Raw genomic sequence first — 16525 nt, 5'->3', positions numbered from 1 at the left:
GCGGGTCCGCCAAAGGACGACAGCGACATGCGCAAGGCGGAACGATCCCTGGGAGTGGTTTTTTTTCCGGCCTTTGACTGGGCCATCTCCCCCACGCATCCCGAACGCGAGGAACGGCTGCTCTACACCCGGGACCAGCTCCATGAGGAGGGGCTGTTCGACGTGGAGGGCATTCGTGAATACAAGCCCGACGTGGCCGAGCGCCAGGACGTGGAACGTACCCATTTCTGCTTTCCGGACGTGGACGGCGTGACCACCCGTTCCCATCTGATTTCCGCGGGCGGCACCATCCGTGCGGCGCGGCTGGTCATGGAAAAGGAAGCCCAGCGCGCCTTTGCCATGGTGCGCCCCCCGGGACACCACGCCATGAAATGCGTGCGCGGGGCGCGGGGCTTTTGCAATGTGAACATGGAAGCCATCATGGTGGACTGGCTGCGCGAGCACTACGGCCTGCGGCGCATCGCCATCGTGGACACGGACTGCCATCACGGGGACGGCACCCAGGATATTTTCTGGCACGATCCGGACGTGCTCTTCATCTCCCTGCATCAGGATGGGCGCACCATCTTTCCCGGCACGGGCTTTCCCATTGATTCGGGCGGACCCAAGGCCCGGGGCCGGACCATCAACATCCCCCTGCCCCCCGGCACCGGGGACCAAGGCGTGCTCATGGTCATTCGCGAGCTGGTCATGCCCCTGCTGGACGACTTCCAGCCCGAGCTGGTGATCAACTCCGCAGGCCAGGACAATCATTATTCCGACCCCATCACGAACATGAACGTTTCGGCCCAGGGCTATGCCGAATTGAACCGGATCCTCAATCCCGACATTGCAGTGCTTGAGGGAGGCTACGCCATCCAGGGCGCGCTGCCCTATGTGAACCTGGGCATCTGCCTGGCCATGGCGGGCATGGACTCCTCCACGGTGCGCGAGCCGGATTACCGGGCCGAAAGCCTGCAACAGGATGCGCGCATCACCGCCTATGTGGAGGAACTCTGCCGCCAAATGCCCCGGGTGTATTTTGATCCGCCAAAGCCGCCGGACGGGGCCGAACACGGCCTGCGCGAGGGCAACTGGTGGGTGCGCAATAAGTCCATCTTTTACGACACGGGCGGATTTCAGGAGACGCAAAAGGAGTCCCTGTGGCTCTGCGACCATTGCCGGGGCGTGCTCAAGATCGAATCCCAGGTGGGTTCGGTGCGCTGCCTGGGGGTGGAAGTCCCGCTGGAGGCCTGCCCTGAATGCCAAAACCTGGGCCGGTCCATTGTGGAGCAGGCCCAGCTCAAAAGCGCCTATCGCTACGTGCAGCTCATCGACCGGGCGGCAAGGCAAACCTCCCGCTACGGATTCTGACCTTCCGGTTTCCGGCGCGGCACCGGTCCGGGAGGTGACAGACGCGGCGGTTACGGCTATCCCCGGTGGAGCCGCCGCGCCCGACGTCATGCCGCCGGGCGCGACGATTGTTCGGCCCATACGCTGCAAAGCAACGCCGCGTGACGCGACGGACCGCTCCTGCAGCCGGGCCAGGCACCAACAGCGCCAACTTTGGGATAGCAAAATATGAAGATACTCTTTTTCGGTGATATCGTGGGTCGCCCCGGGAGGCGAAAGGTCAAGGAACATCTGCCCGCGCTCCGCGAACGTCTGGAACCGGATTTCATCATCGCCAACGGCGAAAACGCTTCGGGCGGGCTGGGCCTCTCCCCCAAAAACGCACGCGAACTGCTCAACGCGGGCATTGACGTGCTCACCAGCGGCAATCATATCTGGAAATTCAAGGACGTGGGATCCCTGTTGCGCTCGGAAGCGCGAGTGCTGCGTCCGGCCAACTATCCCCCTGGCGCGCCCGGTTCCGGCGTGGGGGTCTACCAGGTGCGCGACCTGCCGCCCGTGGCCGTGCTCAACCTGCAGGGGCGCACCTTCATGCCCGCCATTGACTGCCCGTTTCGTGCGGCGGACGCGCTGCTGGACGAATTGCCCGAGGACGTGCGCGTGCGCGTGGTGGACCTGCACGCCGAAGCCACCAGCGAAAAAATATCCATGGGCTGGCATCTGGACGGCCGGGTCAGCGCCCTGGTAGGCACGCATACCCACGTGCAGACCAACGACGCCCGCGTGCTGCCCGGCGGCACGGGCTATCTTACGGACCTGGGCATGTGCGGCCCGCGTGACGGCTGCCTGGGCATGAAGCCCGGACCCATTGTGCAGAAGTTCCTCAACGGCCTGCCCGTACGCTTTGAGGTGGCCGGGGGAGTCTGTGTTTTACAAGGCGCGTTTTTTGACATAGACGAATCTTCGGGCCGTGCGCGGAGCGTGCGGCTCATTTCTGAGTAATAAGGATACAAAAGTGCGAAATATATGTGTTTTTCTCGGGTCATGCCCGGGTGACGATCCGCTGTTCGTGGAGCGCGCTCAGGGGCTGGCCCGCACCATTGCCCGCCAAGGACTGACGCTGGTCTATGGCGGCTCCAACGTGGGCTGCATGGGCAAGCTGGCGGACGCGGCCCTGGCCGAGGGTGGCCGGGTGGTGGGAGTCATTCCCACGGTGCTGCGCGACAAGGAAATCGCCCACACCGGCCTTTCCGAGCTGCTCGTGGTGGACGGCATGATGGAACGCAAACGCATGATGATGACCATGTCCGATGCGTTCATCAGCATCCCGGGCGGCCTGGGTACCATGGACGAATTCTTTGAGGCGCTGACCTGGACCCAGCTTTCGCTGCACGCCAAGCCCAACGGCCTGCTGAATGTAAATGGCTATTACGACCACTTGTTGGCGTTTTTGAGCCAGGCAGCGGACCATGGATTCATCCGGTCCCAGCACCGCGACATGTGGCTGCTGGACGAGGATCCGGACGCGCTGCTTGATAAGTTGAGGAATTGGAAGCCCGTTGTGGGCGGTAAATGGGCCGAACGGCCCGACCTGGACTAATGGAGTTAGGGAGATGAACATTTTTGATGAGTTGAAGTGGCGGGGACTGGTGAATCAGGTTTCGGACGAAGAAGGGGTCCGGGAGTATCTTTCCGAGCCGGGTCGCTCTATGTATTGCGGCTTTGATCCCACCGCCGAAAGCCTGCACATCGGCAACCTGGTGCCGCTGCTCAGCCTCGTGCGCATGAAGCGCGCCGGGCACAACCCCATCTTCCTGCTCGGCGGCGCCACCGGCCGCATCGGCGATCCCACGGGGAAAGACAAAGAGCGCGATATGGCTACGGAAGAGGTGCTCGACAAGCGCGCCTCCATGATCGAAGACCAGGTGCGCAAATTCGTGGAGCGCAACTCCGAAGGCAAGGCGGACATTCGCAACAACTACGAGTGGACCAAGGACATGTCCGCCCTGGAATTGCTGCGCGACGTGGGCCGCCATTTCACCGTGAACTGGATGATGCAGAAGGATTCCATCAAGAACCGCTTCAACCGCGACAGCGTGGGCATTTCCTACACGGAGTTTTCCTACATGGTGCTCCAGGGCATGGACTACTGGAAGCTCTACAAGGAATACGGCTGCCGGTTGCAGATCGGCGGCAGTGACCAATGGGGCAACATTACCGCGGGCTGCGAACTGATCCGCCGCAAGGAACAGGATACGGGCTACGCCCTGACCTTCCCGCTGATCACCACGGCCTCGGGCAAAAAGTTCGGCAAGAGCGAGGGCAACGCCATCTGGATGAACCCGGACATGGTCAGCCCCTACGCCTTCTATCAGTTCTGGCTGAACACCGAGGATGCCGACGTGGTCAATTTCCTGGGGTACTTCACCTTCCTGGACCAGGACGAGATCAAGGGCATTGCCGAAAGCGTGGCCGCCCAGCCGCACCTGCGGCAGGGGCAAAAGCGCCTTGCCGAGGAAGTGACCCGCATGGTCCACGGCCAGGAGGAACTGGACAAGGTCCAGGTCGCCACGGACGTGCTTTTCGGCTCGGGCGAAATTTCCAAGGTGGATCCCGCCACCCTGAAGCAGGCGCTGGGCGCGGCTCCGGCCATCAATTGCGACAAGGCCGCCCTGCCCGACCTGCCCCAGCTGCTCGTGGACCTCGGACTGGCCAAATCCAAGGGCCAGGCCCGCAAGGACATTCAGGGCGGGGGCGTGTACGTGAACCAAAACCGCGTGGACGCGGACTTTCAGCCCTCGGCCGAGCATTTTCTCGGCGGCGAGCTGCTGGTGCTGCGCAAGGGCAAAAAGAATTATGGATTGGTGACCGTGGCCTAGCCGAAGACGGTTATGAAGATACGACAAAGCGGGCGATCCTGTACGGGTCGCCCGCTTTTTTTGGTCAGTATCGCGGACCGAACATTGGCCCGGGATATTCAGGACGTTATTTCAGCTGTTCGCGGCGCGCATAGTTGCGCACGAACCGAATGGCGTCTTCCTGACTGAGTACCTCGCCCTCGATCTGGGCCTGGAGCAGGTTGTCGCGGATCAATCCCACCTGCGGACCGGGTTTCAGCCCCGTGGACTGCATGATCTCGTTGCCGTTGAGCAGGGGTTCGAGGTTGTCCTCGGGGATGTCGGCCCGTTCCAGCATTTTCAGGTTATGGTTGAATTCGCGGTAGGAGCCTTCGCGGGCCTTGATGTCCGCGCGCACCATTTCCATGATGCGGGGGTACTCGTCCAGCGCCTTGAATCGGCGGATGCCTTTGTCCGTGAGCATGAAATGCGGTCGCATGTGGTTTTTGACCAGCCCGCAGATCAGGTCCACGTCCGCAGGCTCGAAGCGCAACCGCTTCAGGAGTTTGCGGGTTACGCGGGCGCCCACGTAGTGGTGCTGATAGAACGTCCACTGCCCCTCGAAGTATTCAGCGGTAAAGAGTTTGCCCACATCGTGGAACAGGCAGGCCATGGTCCCGAACCAGTCGTAGGGCAATTCCTCGGGGTAGCGCTTCATGACGTTGATGGTGTGTTCAAGGACGGTTTCCTCTCCGGCTTCGGGATTCTTGATCTGCGTCACGCGGGAGAGGGCCGCCACTTCAGGGATCAGGCCGTGCAGAATTTGGGAATCAAAGAGGTACTGCACGAACTGCCACATGTTTTCCACTTCCACCTTGCGCCACTCGTCCATGATGTCCGTAACGGACACGTAGTCCAGCACGCGGCGCGCACCGCGAACGATGGACAGCCAGGAGTTCGGCTCGATGGGCAGCTGGAAGTTGGCGGCGAACCGCAGGGCGCGCACGGCCAGGAGATAATCGCGCTTGAGAGTCTCGTCCGGAATGCCCAGGAAGCGGACTTCGCCGGCGCTGAAGTCGGCGAACCCGTCCATGGTTTCCACGGCGGACGGGATGTAGGGGCAGACCGAGGAGAGCGGAATCTCACCGCGCTGTTCCAGCCGCTTCATGAGCCGCGGCGTGAGTCGGGCCACGCATTCCTCGGGATGAGCGTCCGTGGCGGCCGGGGAATTGTAAAAGAAGTAGGTGCTTTCGCCTTCCTTGAAGAATCCGAGCAGTTCGGAATCGTCGGAGGGCTTGATGTTCGGGAACAGGCGCGTCAGATCTTCGGCGCTCATGTCCGTGCTGATGTCGATTTCCGGCTGTTCGGCGTGATCGCCCAGGGTCTGCTGTTGCAGCCGGGCGTTGACCACATAGGCGTCAAAGCCGTTGCGCATGATGGTTTTGCAGAATCCAACGGCGTCTTTAAAGGGCTGACTCATGTATTCTCCTCCGGGAAGTCGCTCGGATGATGGTTACGTCGCTCCCGAGGTCATACAATGTTTTTGCCCGCAAGGAAATGGCGCACCACGCGGCCCCGCAGGGGGCGGCCCAAGAGCGGGGTATTCTTGCTTTTCGAGTGCAGGCTTTCGGGCGTGACCCGCCACTCCTCCTCGGGGTCGAAGAGCAGGAAATCCGCGGGATCCCCGGGCTGGAAGCGATTCACGGGCAGGCCGAAGCGTTCGCACGGGGCCGTGGTCCAGGCGCGCAGGAACGCGGCCTCGGAAAGTGCGCCACTGGCGACCAGTCCCCAGGTGGTGGCCAGGGCCGTATCCAGTCCGGTGATGCCGCAGGGCGCAAAATCGTATTCCACTTCCTTTTCATGGGCCGCATGGGGGGCATGGTCCGTGGCGAGCATGTCCAGCACGCCGTTTTCCAGGGCGCGCAGCACGGCGCGGCGGTCGCGTTCGGGCCGAAGCGGGGGATTGACCTTGGCGTTGGTGTCGTAGTCGGCCAGCTCGTTTTCCGTGAGGGTCAGGTAGTGTGGGCAGGTTTCAGCGGTGACGTTCACGCCGCGCTGCTTGGCCCAGGCAATAAGCTCCACGGATTTTTCGCAGGAAATGTGCGCCAGGTGAATGGGCAGGTGCAGATATTCGGCCAGGAGGATATCCCGGGCCACCTGAACGGCCTCGGCCGCGTCGGGCTGGGCGGGCAGCCCCAGTCGGCCGGAAAGGTCGCCCTCGTTGGCTCCCGCGGCCACACCCATGTACGGATCCTCGCAATGGTCGATGACCACTTTGCCGAAATCCGCGGCGTATTCCATGGCCCGGCGGAACAGGTCGCTATTTTTCACAGGCACCCCGTCGTTGGAAAAGGCCACGCAGCCCGCGTCGGCCAGTTCGCCCATGGGTGCCAGCTCTTCGCCCTTCAGCCCCACGGTAAGCGCTCCGATGGGAAAAAGTCGCGGACCGTGCGGATGCGCGGCCCGGGCCTTGTCCAGCATCAGTTTCGTGATTCCGGCTTTGTCGTTCACCGGGTCGGTGTTGGCCATGCAGAGAATGTTGCCGAACCCGCCGTGGGCAGCGGCCTCCAGACCTGAGGCAATGTCTTCCTTCCATTCGAAGCCGGGTTCGCGCAGATGGGTGTGCACGTCCGTGAGCGAGGGCAAGAGCATCAGGCCGTGGGCGTCCTGCTTCGGGCAATCCGCCTGGGGCGCGCTCCCCGCTGGCAGGCACTCCAGAATCCGGCCCTGGCCCACCAGCAGATCCACGTTGCGGGATTCCCCTTCCTGCCCGCAGAGCCGGGCGTTTGCGACGATCAATTCAGGGGTGGACATGGATCAGGCCTCCTTGCGGGTGAGAATGAGAAAAAGCATGGCCATGCGTACGGCAACGCCGCTGGCCACCTGGTCGAGCACCACGCTCTGGGGCGCGTCGGCCAACACGGAACTGATTTCCAGACCCCGGTTCATGGGACCGGGGTGCAGCACGGGCGCGCCGGGTTTGGCCGCTTCCATGTGTTGCGGGGTCAGGCAATACATGCGGGAATATTCCCGCAGGTCGGGCAGCAGGCCGTCCTGCTGGCGCTCCAGCTGAAGCCGCAGGCACATGACCGCGTCCGCGTCCTGCACGGCGCGGCTTAGGTCGGAATAGACCTCCACGGGCCACTGGTCCACTCCCGGGGGCAGCAGGGTGCGCGGCCCGCAGAAACGAACCTTGCAGCCCAGCAGGTTGAACATGATCAGGTTGGAACGGGCCACGCGGCTGTGGGCGATGTCCCCAAGGATCAGGATGGTTTTTCCGGCGAATTCTCCGGCCCATTGCTCCCACAGGGTGTAGCCGTCCAGCAGCGCCTGGGTTGGGTGGGCGTGGCGGCCGTCCCCGGCGTTGAGCACGCCGCAGTCCAGGCGGTCGGCCAGGAATTTGGCCGCGCCGCTCACGGAGTGGCGCAGCACAATGGCGTCGGGGTTCATGGCCTGGAGGGTCAGGGCCGTATCTCTGAGACTCTCGCCCTTTTGCAGGCTGCTCATGCTTTTGGACAGGGAAAAGGTATCGGCCGAGAGCCGTTTGCCCGCCACGTCAAACGAGGTTTTGGTGCGGGTGCTCGGTTCCGCGAAAAACAGCACCACGCTCTTGCCCTTGAGTGTCGGCACCTTTTTTACGGGACGTTCGTTGATTTCCCGGAAGTATTGCGCGGTGTTGAAGATATGCAGCAACTCGTCGCGCGAGAGCTGTGAAATGTCCAAAAGATCCTTATGCCGCCATTGCATAGCCGTTGTTCCTTGTGAGCTTGGTTTCGGGCGGGGGCGCGCCGCCCATGGGGAGGCCGGGCCTCCGGTTCCATGCGGCCGGAGCCGCGAAATATATCGGGAGCCGCGCACCCGCTAGAGCAGGTCGGGCCAGTGGGCCAGCACCTCGTCCGGAACCACGGACCAGCATGCGGCCTTGCCCGGGGTCAGACTGCCCAGCACATGGTCCACGCCCAAGGCGCGGGCCGGATTGCGCGTGACCAGGGCCAGGGCGTGTTCCGGGTCCAGGCCGTCTTCGTAGCGTTCCAGCATCCAGGCCAGTTCATTCCAGATATTCAGGTCAGCGTTGGAGCATAGCCCATCCGTACCCAGGCAGAGGTTCACCCCGGCCCGCCACAGCTGTTCCCAGGGGGCGCGGCCCTCGCCGATGTGCGCGTTGCTGCGCGGGCATAGGCAAACATTGGTCCCGGTTTCTGCCAGCAGGCGGATGTCCTCCTGGTCCACGGTAACACAATGCACGGCCAGGGTGTGTTCGTCCAGCAGGCCCAGCTCCAGGGCATAGCGGACCGGCGAGGTCTTGGGCGGACGAAAATCCTTCATGGGGATGTTGGCCCGCTCCAGAAGTTCCACAAATTCGATGCGTTCCCCCATCAGAATGCGCGATTCCTCTTCGTTTTCCGCCAGATGCAGGGAGTAGGGCCGCCCCAGGGTGCGGCACGCGGCCTTGCCGCCGCGCAACAGCCCGGGATGCGTGGAATAGGGGGAATGTCCGGCACAGGACAACACCCCGCGCTCGAACGCGCCTGCGGGAATGTATTCGGTCCGCTCGTTCGGGGCATCAAAAAAGATCATCTCCCGGAACGCCGCAAAAAAAATGCCGGAATCATCAAGGATACCGGCAAGGCGAGGAGCCTGTTTCGTGGATATGTCGGCTACGTGAGCCGTGCCGAGCTGTTTGATTCGTCGGCAATGCGCGGCCACCTCCGTGTCGGACATGTCGTACATGGGATTGGCCACAAGGCTTTTCATCCAGGCGGTAAATCCTTGTCCGGTCACGGTCTTGCCCAGCAGGTGGCACATTTCCAGATGCGTGTGGGCGTTGAACACGCCGGGGCAGAGCACGGCATCGTCCAGGCGGCGCACCGGCCCGCTGCCGACAAGGGCGGCTGGAACAGCGCTCCAAGGACCGGCATACACAAGAAAACGGCCATCGTGGACGATGGCCGCATCGCGTATCAAGTCATGACCGGGGTTCATGGAGAACATTCCGGCCGCGCGGAGAGTGTAAAATTTTGCTGTGCTCATGTTCGCTCAACAGAAGATAATAGCCATTTTGCTGATGACGGTAAAGAAAAAAGCGACGTTTGCATCCAAATGGCTCGCATGGCCTGGTTTGCAGCGCGGTCCGCGCTCCCGGCCCACGCGCAACACACCGCAGGCGAATCCCGGTGACCAGCGTCCGCGCAACGCATCACCCAAGGCAGGGAGATCGTTTCCTGTTGGTGATATTTTTCGCAAGCCCGGCATTTTTTTTCCAGAGGCACAGCGGGTAATCATTACATTTGGGTGACTTTTTTTGCTACCGTTGGCTCGTGTCCATTGTACGCTGTGCAGCATCCCGGAATATGGATAGTTCCGATGCCTTCCAAGGGAGTGGACACTGCGGAAACGAAAGGATTCCCTTTACACAGCTTGTCGGATTCCTTAACAATTGTTAAGCCACTCAGAAAAAAAATGTGCAAGGGGATGGTTCCCCTCCATTCCTGGATCTGCTAGGAAAATGTAAACACCGTTCGCGGTTTCGCTCTTTTTTCGACACCAGTGCAACATGGTCCTATTGCGGGAGGCAAGGTGAACACGGCGCGCTATGACAACATCGTTCTGGAGTTCCTTGAAAAGCCAAACAGCGTTGTGCTCATCGTCTCGGACGACGAGTTGTTCAAAAAAATGCTCCGGGCCACTCTGGGCAAGACCCTGGGAGTCAAGGCGGATATTCTGGAAACCTACGATTCCACGCTTTCCGTTGCCAGCCCGCTGAAAAAACACCTGGAAAACGGCCATCCCGTGATTTTGTTCCTGGAAGGGCTGCTGAACGGAAAGCTGACCACGGACTTCATCACCAGCCTCAAGGCCCAGTCTCCCGAGGCCAAGGTCATCGCCCTGGTGGGCGAGGGACGCCGGGAGGACGTGGCCTACCTTTATGAAGTGGGCGCCAACAACGTCATTGCCAAGCCCGCGTCCGTGAACAACATCATCCAGAAAATGGCCTTCACCATCCGTCCGCAGGGCAAGCTCACGGAAATCGTGCACCTGACCAAGCGGCTTTTGGCGGCCCGTCAGTATGAAAAGGTGCTGCCCCTGTGCGAAAAGATCCTGCGCATCAAACCGGACAGCCCCACCGCGCTCATGCTCAAGGGGGACGCGTTCCAGGGGCTGGGCAAGCGCGAACGCGCCGAACAAGCCTATCTGGAGGCGCATGAAAACGCCAAGCTGTTCATTGAACCGCTCAAGAGACTGGCCGCGTTTTACAAGGGCGTGGACGGCAATTTGTACCTGGAATACATGAAGCGGCTGGACCGCCTTTCCCCGCTGCACGCCGAGCGCAAGCGGGACATCGGCGAAGCGCACCTGGACAAGGGCGACATGTCCACTGCGGAAAAATACTTTGACCAAGCCATCACCTGCGCCACCCGAGAGGCGTCCTCAATCATCGAGAACATGGCCGAAAGCATTGCTCAAAAGGTGCAGGGCCGCTCGCCGCATCTGGCGGAAAAATATCTGGCCAAGATGCTGGATTCCAAGAAAGGCAACCTGACCCGCGCCGACCTCGTGACCTTCAACCGCCTGGGCATTGCCCTCAAGCTTCAGGGCAAATGGGAGGCGGCCATTGAAAACTACCAAAAAGCGCTGGAAATCGCGCCGGACGACGAGGGACTGCATTACAACATCGGGGTGGCGTACTTTGAGGGCGGACGAATCCAGGAGGCGGTGCGCAGTTTCGGCAAGGCCTTGCAGTTGAACGATTCGTTCCACAAGGGCAACGAACGCGTCTGTCTGAATCTGGCCAACGCATTTTTTCGGGCCGGAAGCATGCCCCGCACCGAACGGTTTCTGCGTGACGCGCTGGAGGCCAACCCGAACAGTGGTCCGGCCAGACAGCTGCTGAAAAGCGTGCAGCAACGCATGAAATAATGCGGCCGTGGTTCCGGCCCGTGTTCCTGCCGCCCGAACGCGCTACTTCAGACCCGCGAATAACCGGGCCTGGGCAATGCCCGCATGCTGGCGGACGTATTCCGCGGCATCGAATTTTCTTCGGGCACCGTTGGCGTTCATGTAGCGGATGTTGCCGTACACGGGCCGCGTCTTCCAGCCCCGGTCATGCACGCCCGCAATGCTCCAGGCCACGCCCGCATATCCATTGGACTCCAGGCCGTCCAAGGCCCAGCAGTCATTGAGCCGCACCGCGATTTCCATGGCCTGCTCCGGGCTTTCACTCCATTCCAGAATTTTTTTCGCCCAATACATGCGCATGTAGCCATGGATGATCCCCTGGCCGCGCAATTGGAGCTGGGCCGCGTTCCATAGGGGTTGATGGGTTTCCCCGGTCTCAAACTGTTCGGGCGTATATACGGCGGACCTGGTATCCCCGCGGTGGGCGTCCAGGGTTTTTTGCGCCCAGTCCCAGGCCGCGTCCAGGCTGTCGTAGCGCGGCTCATAATAACAAAAGTTATCGGCAAGTTCCCGACGGACGATGAGTTCTTCCAAAAACGCGTCCTTGTCCTCCTGGGGCGCGTTGGAGCGCGCCGCTTCCAGGGCGGTACGCAGGGCGGACACGAATCCGAAATGCAGCCACGGGGAGAGCCGGGAGGAGGCATCCAGCACCGGATCGTTGCGCCGCTGGGCATACCCGCGCAACCCTTTTTGCACAAAGCTCCGCATCCGTTGCAGCCCGTGGGATTCGCCGCCCTCGGCCCAGGTCACGGGCGCGGCCGCAAACCCCTGGCCCGCCCAGGTCTGCAAGCGGTGCTGGTCCGGCGCGGGCAACGCTGGGAGCAGGGAGGCGTCCCAGGCCGTGGGAACCGGCTCCAATTCCGGCAGAGGCAGCAGAAATTCCGGCAGCAGGCGATGAATCCTGGTCCGGATGGTCCGGGCCATGTATTCCTTTTTGTCCGAAGCCATCCAGCAGGGTACGATGTTGCGACCGTCCACCTCCCAGAGGGCAAGCCCGGACAGGGCGGTCAAGGCCTGTATCTGCCGTTGTCCGGGACGCAGGGCATCGAAATCCGTGGTCAATGTCGTGGCCTTGACGCGGCGCACCAGGCCGGACAGTTCGTTTACGGGGTCGCCGTGCAGCACGGTCAGGGGGATGTTTCGCTGCTCCAGCCCTTGATGCAGCTCTTCCAGTCCCTGCACCAAAAAGGCGCGTTGCCGCACGGATGGATACTGTTCGTCCGCATCGAGGCAAAGCACCACGGCCAGGGGGACGCGGTCACGCTCGGCCAGCTCCCGGGCCAGGAGCAGCGCTGGGTTGTCATTGACGCGAAATTCCCGGCGCATCCAGTGCAGCACCGGACCGGGCCGATGCTCGTGCGGACTGGTCAGTTGCCGTGCTCTGTCGAACATGCTTCCTCCATGGCGGTCTGGATGCGTTCCAGGCGTGAGAATAAATCCGTTTCCAGGGCTTGATTCAGAACTCGGGCGGATTCGCGGATTTCCGCGTTGTCGTGCAATACCTGCATTTTGTAGCGGTTGCCCAGGGCATTGGCGTTTTCCGGTCCGGGGAGCAGGGAATCCCGGCCCGTGCGCTTGACGTGCTCCACGCGCAAATGTCCCTGGTACGCGGCGGTGCGTCCCGAGGCCAGCATGCGGATGTCCCGCTCCATATCGTCGTATTGGGAGGGAGAGAGAAACAGGGAAAAATCACCGGCCTGTTCGAGTCGGTCGCGTTGGAACAGGTGGCAGCATCCCGTGACCGAGGCGCAGGTCCGGGCATAGTGGAATTGTCCACGATCCAATCCCTGAATGTGCAGACGCGAGAGCTTGAAGGGATGGGGCTGCATGCTGGTCAGGTCTGGTCCGGCGGCCGCGTCGCGGGCCGGGAAAAGCTGGTAGTCCACGGCCTGGGCCAGCAGGGGCTGGGCATGGTCCACCACGCGGCAGCCCCAGACCCCGGCCTCGGGCAGACGCTCCACCGCGGACCCGAAGCGTCCGAGCCAATCCTGCGGCACCAGGGCGTCGTCGTCCAGATAAACCACCCAGTCCGCGTCCCCGGCCTCGGCATGCAGCAGCCAGTTGCGGGCCGCGGGCGCGCCGATGTTCACGGGTAGTTCCACAATACCCATGCGGTCGCGTCCCAGCTCCCCCTGCCACTTGGCTAATACCCGGGCCGTGTCGTCCGTGGAGCCGTTGTTCAGCGCCACGATGCGCGCCAGTCCGAGATTGGACCGGGCCAGGGCGTGCAGTGCCTGGTCCAGATCCCCGGCCTTGTTCCAGGTGTAGAGAAAAATGCGTCCCTCGCCGCGCATGGGCCGAACCTGCGTGTCAAAGCCTTCCAGCAGCTCATGCACTCGCAACAGTTCGTTGCTCCGCCAGGGCGAGGCGGCCACGGCCTGCAACAGCGCCTGTATCCCGGCCTCGCGTCGGTTTTGGGCCAGCAGGGCTTCGGCCAGACGGGTCTGCGCCACTCCCGGACCGAACAATGGTTCCATGTCCAATGCCAGTTTTGCGGCCTGCTCCAAACGGCCCGCCAGAAACGCGGCCTGCCAGGACAGGCACGCATGGACAGAGGGCAGGGTTTGCAGCACGTCCGCGTCCAGGGCATGGTCGGCAAGATCCGCGTCCCCTTCGGCCACGGCCAGAATCAGGGCGTGTTCCCGCCAGAACAGTTGATCCGGCTCGGCCTGGATGCGCCCCAGCACAAAGGAGCGCAGCCGCTGCATGTCCCGCTGGGCCGCCAGGTGTTGGAAATGCCGTTGCCCCTGGGGTACGCTGGCTGTGGCCTGCTCCAGGGCGCGCAGCTCCGCGATTTGCTCGGGACCAAGCGCTTCCTTGATGCCGGGCAGGGAGGGCAGGCGTGCGGCCAGATCATGGGCCAGGGGGCGTTCGGCCAGGGCGGCCAGCAGCATGTCCGCGTACAGGGCGGGAAAAAACGAATCGTGGGCAGGGTCGGCGTTCCTGTCCTCGGATTCCTTGCCGGGCAGGGAGTCCAAGCCGAGACCCACGGTTTCGAGCAGGTGCAGCACGCCGCAGGAACCGACGTACAGGGAGCGCCGTACCGGGGCGGGCAGGGCCGGAAACAGGACCGAGGGAGCGGGGAGCCGAAGCAAGGGATGACGGGACAAGGGCGTATGCCTCCTGTGCTGGTGCCGCGACAACGCCGGACCGGTCCCGGGCCGTCAGGATTCGGCGTCGGGCAGGGCCAGCCGGTCGCGCACGTGCCTGCCGTGATAGACCTGCAACAATTTGACTCCTTTGGCGCGCACCGTGAAATGAGCTTCCACCAGCTCCTGATTCTGGAGACCCATGCGCAACCGTTCGGAGTGTCGCTCCGCAAGATACCGGATTTTTTCCGCCACGCAAACCGCGTCCTCACTCTCGCAGAGCAGGCCGTTGACCCGGTCGCGGATCAGCTCGGGAATGCCGCCCACACGGGTTCCCACCACGGGCAGGCCCGCGAAAAAACCCTCCAAAAGCACGTTGGGCATGCTTTCCTGCCGCGAGGTCAGAACCAGAATATCCGCGTGGGCCAACTGTTCCTGCACCTGCTCATGGGGCAGAATCCCTGCGTGGTGGATGCGTTTGCGCGCTTCGGGAGAGAGTACGTCCCAGGCGCTGTTTTTGCCGGGGCTGCCGATGACCACGAATTCCATGTCCCGGCAATCGTAGGTCTGGGCATACCTGTCCACGGCCTGGAGAAACACGTCCAGCCCCTTGGCCGGATGGTTGTTGCCCAGGTAGACCACACGCAGGCCGCGTTTTTTGCGTTCTTCGGGGCGGGGCATGGGCCGGGCGGAAAAATCCAGGCCATTGTAGACCACATTGAGGCGTTTTTCAGGAACGCGCAACCGCCGCAGGGAGTCGGCGCAGGCCCGGGAGTTCACGATCATGCCGTTGGCCAGCCGCGCCCAGAGTCCGAAGAGCACGTTGGCGCTGAAGATTACGCCCCGGTTGATGAACAGCCGGAATCCGGGACGGCCCGTGGTCAGGACGTTCATGGCCCGGGCCAGCAGTGCGGGCTTGTAGGTTTTGTTGTGGAAGGTGTGGACCACATCCACGTTCTGCTTTCGGCAATACCCGCGCAAATGCCGCGCCGTGGCGCCGATGTTGCGGAAGTCCGTATGCGGCACCAGGGTTACGCCCGGGGGCAGTTGGCGGGCAATCTGCGAATCCGGGGGAACACACACGCTGACGCGCATTCCCAGGCTTGAGAGCGCGTGTGCGTTGTTCAGCATCTGACGGCTGCCGCCGGAAACCTTTTGGGAATCCGTGGTCAGGAGCACGTGCTGCACCTCGGGCCGTTTGCGCAGTTTTTTGAAGCAGACCGAAGCGGAAAGCCTGTAGCCGTACATGCGCAGGCGTGAGAGCAGCCAGTCGCTGTCCTTGCCCGAAGCCACACCGATGCGGTGCAGGCGGAACGGATCCGTGCCGCGGACATTGGGTCCGCGTTCCAGGGTAAAGGCGCCGTCATACCCGACGGAACGCAGGATCTGATCGGACTCTTGATCATAGTTGCCCCAGGGCCAGCAAAAAAACTGCCGTTGCGCGCCCGTAAGCTCGCGCATGCGTTCCAGGCTGCGGGCAAAATCCTCACGGCAGAACGCCAGACGCTCTTGCGGGCTGCGGCGGGTAAAGCGCGGCACCGCGTCCTGGTTTGGCCAGTAGCCGTCATATACATAGGCGCTGCCCACCTCAAAGGTCGGCAGGCCGGGCCGGGGCTGGGGATAAATGCTCCAGGAGGCCCAGTGCGATCCATGTCTGCCCAGCGGGGCGCGGGGCTGCATGGTCCGAAAGCAGCCCTGGTGCCGACAGCCGTGGGAATGCACTTCATGTCCGGCCGCAAGCAGCTGGGCAATTTCACCTTCATTAATGAATTGTTCGTAATTTTGACTTGTTAGCGCTTCGACAAAACAATCGGGCATGCGCTTTTCCTGGGGCGCGGCGTCCGGGGTGCGGGCCGGTCCCGGCTGAATGAAATCCGTTACCGCGAAAAACACCCCGGTCATGCCCCTTTGCTCCAGCTCGGGCGCGGCAAAGAGCGCGTTGCTCACATGCCCGTCGTCAAAGGTGAGCACCACGGAGCGCCTCGGCACGGGACGGCTGCCGGTTACCGCGTCATACAGCTCCCGGGCCGTGAGGGTTTTCCAGCCCGCATCGGCCATGGCGTCCAGGTGCTCGAGGAAGCGATGCGGCGGCAAACTGCCCTTGGCATTGCTGATGTCGTGGTAACATACTATAGGAATGCTGGGTGGCAACATGAGTGTCCTTGATATGGCAGGCTGTTGAAAAAGGCCATCTGCTGCGGTGCGGCAATACCTTTACCTTCTTGCCGAGGCAGGTACGCTTTGGCCTTGTATTTTTTTGCGTTCGCATCGCATCTTTTTTGAGCCGCCTTTGCTTCGGCATTGATCAAC

At 62.3% G+C, this 16525-nt stretch carries 13 protein-coding genes; 6 read left to right on the top strand and 7 right to left on the bottom strand.

From position 1 onward, the window contains the following. The first annotated feature begins 27 nt into the window (after positions 1–27). The 4 genes from B5D49_RS12350 to tyrS all read left to right on the top strand — a co-directional run bounded on the left by B5D49_RS12350 (position 28) and on the right by tyrS (position 4211). On the top strand, positions 28–1353 hold the full coding sequence (locus B5D49_RS12350) for a histone deacetylase family protein (RefSeq protein ID WP_078718019.1): 1326 nt from the start codon (positions 28–30) through the stop codon (positions 1351–1353). 207 nt (positions 1354–1560) lie between these two features. Then, positions 1561–2334 carry a TIGR00282 family metallophosphoesterase gene (locus tag B5D49_RS12345; protein WP_078718018.1) on the top strand — a complete coding sequence of 258 codons (774 nt, stop codon included), beginning with the start codon at positions 1561–1563 and terminating at the stop codon, positions 2332–2334. 13 nt (positions 2335–2347) lie between these two features. Next, positions 2348–2932, top strand: a complete 585-nt coding sequence (locus B5D49_RS12340) for an LOG family protein (protein WP_078718017.1) — start codon at positions 2348–2350, stop codon at positions 2930–2932. A gap of 13 nt (positions 2933–2945) precedes the next feature. Beyond that, positions 2946–4211: a tyrosine--tRNA ligase gene (gene tyrS / locus B5D49_RS12335; RefSeq protein ID WP_078718016.1), complete on the top strand. Its 1266-nt coding sequence runs from the start codon at positions 2946–2948 to the stop codon at positions 4209–4211. Between the two features lie 106 nt (positions 4212–4317). Here tyrS and B5D49_RS12330 read toward each other — a convergent pair whose 3' ends face one another. The 4 genes from B5D49_RS12330 to B5D49_RS12315 form a co-directional block, all read right to left on the bottom strand. Then, a complete protein-coding gene (locus B5D49_RS12330) occupies positions 4318–5649 on the bottom strand; it encodes an HD domain-containing protein (RefSeq protein WP_078718015.1) in 1332 nt (443 codons plus the stop codon). Positions 5650–5699: 50 nt separating this feature from the next. After that, positions 5700–6983, bottom strand: a complete 1284-nt coding sequence (locus B5D49_RS12325; protein WP_078718014.1) for a dihydroorotase — start codon at positions 6981–6983, stop codon at positions 5700–5702. A 3-nt stretch (positions 6984–6986) separates the two neighbouring features. Then, complete coding sequence (locus B5D49_RS12320; RefSeq protein WP_078718013.1) at positions 6987–7916, bottom strand: aspartate carbamoyltransferase catalytic subunit; 930 nt, start codon at positions 7914–7916, stop codon at positions 6987–6989. Positions 7917–8030: 114 nt separating this feature from the next. Next, complete coding sequence (locus B5D49_RS12315; protein WP_078718012.1) at positions 8031–9200, bottom strand: amidohydrolase family protein; 1170 nt, start codon at positions 9198–9200, stop codon at positions 8031–8033. On the opposite strand from B5D49_RS12315, the gene B5D49_RS14770 reads away from it, so the two are divergent. Beyond that, complete coding sequence (locus B5D49_RS14770) at positions 9199–9465, top strand: hypothetical protein (protein ID WP_144019479.1); 267 nt, start codon at positions 9199–9201, stop codon at positions 9463–9465. The genes B5D49_RS12315 and B5D49_RS14770 overlap by 2 nt on opposite strands. A 281-nt stretch (positions 9466–9746) precedes the next feature. Then, the gene (locus B5D49_RS12310; protein WP_078718011.1) at positions 9747–11087 is read left to right on the top strand and encodes a response regulator; all 1341 of its coding nucleotides are present in this window, start codon (positions 9747–9749) and stop codon (positions 11085–11087) included. Positions 11088–11129: 42 nt separating this feature from the next. Here B5D49_RS12310 and B5D49_RS12305 read toward each other — a convergent pair whose 3' ends face one another. From B5D49_RS12305 to B5D49_RS12295, 3 genes are read right to left on the bottom strand one after another with little or no spacing between them, the layout of a single operon-like run. Then, on the bottom strand, positions 11130–12518 hold the full coding sequence (locus B5D49_RS12305) for a deoxyribodipyrimidine photo-lyase (RefSeq protein WP_078718010.1): 1389 nt from the start codon (positions 12516–12518) through the stop codon (positions 11130–11132). Next, a complete protein-coding gene (locus B5D49_RS12300) occupies positions 12494–14236 on the bottom strand; it encodes a glycosyltransferase (protein ID WP_078718009.1) in 1743 nt (580 codons plus the stop codon). Before B5D49_RS12300 ends, B5D49_RS12305 begins: the two co-directional genes overlap by 25 nt. A gap of 54 nt (positions 14237–14290) precedes the next feature. Continuing rightward, positions 14291–16369, bottom strand: a complete 2079-nt coding sequence (locus B5D49_RS12295) for a glycosyltransferase (RefSeq protein ID WP_078718008.1) — start codon at positions 16367–16369, stop codon at positions 14291–14293. Between the last annotated feature and the right edge of the window lie 156 nt (positions 16370–16525).

Origin of the sequence: Paucidesulfovibrio gracilis DSM 16080 (assembly GCF_900167125.1) — a bacterium.
In the GTDB taxonomy this organism is placed as follows: Bacteria; Desulfobacterota; Desulfovibrionia; order Desulfovibrionales; family Desulfovibrionaceae; genus Paucidesulfovibrio; species Paucidesulfovibrio gracilis.
This window is presented reverse-complemented; position numbering and strand designations above follow the sequence as displayed.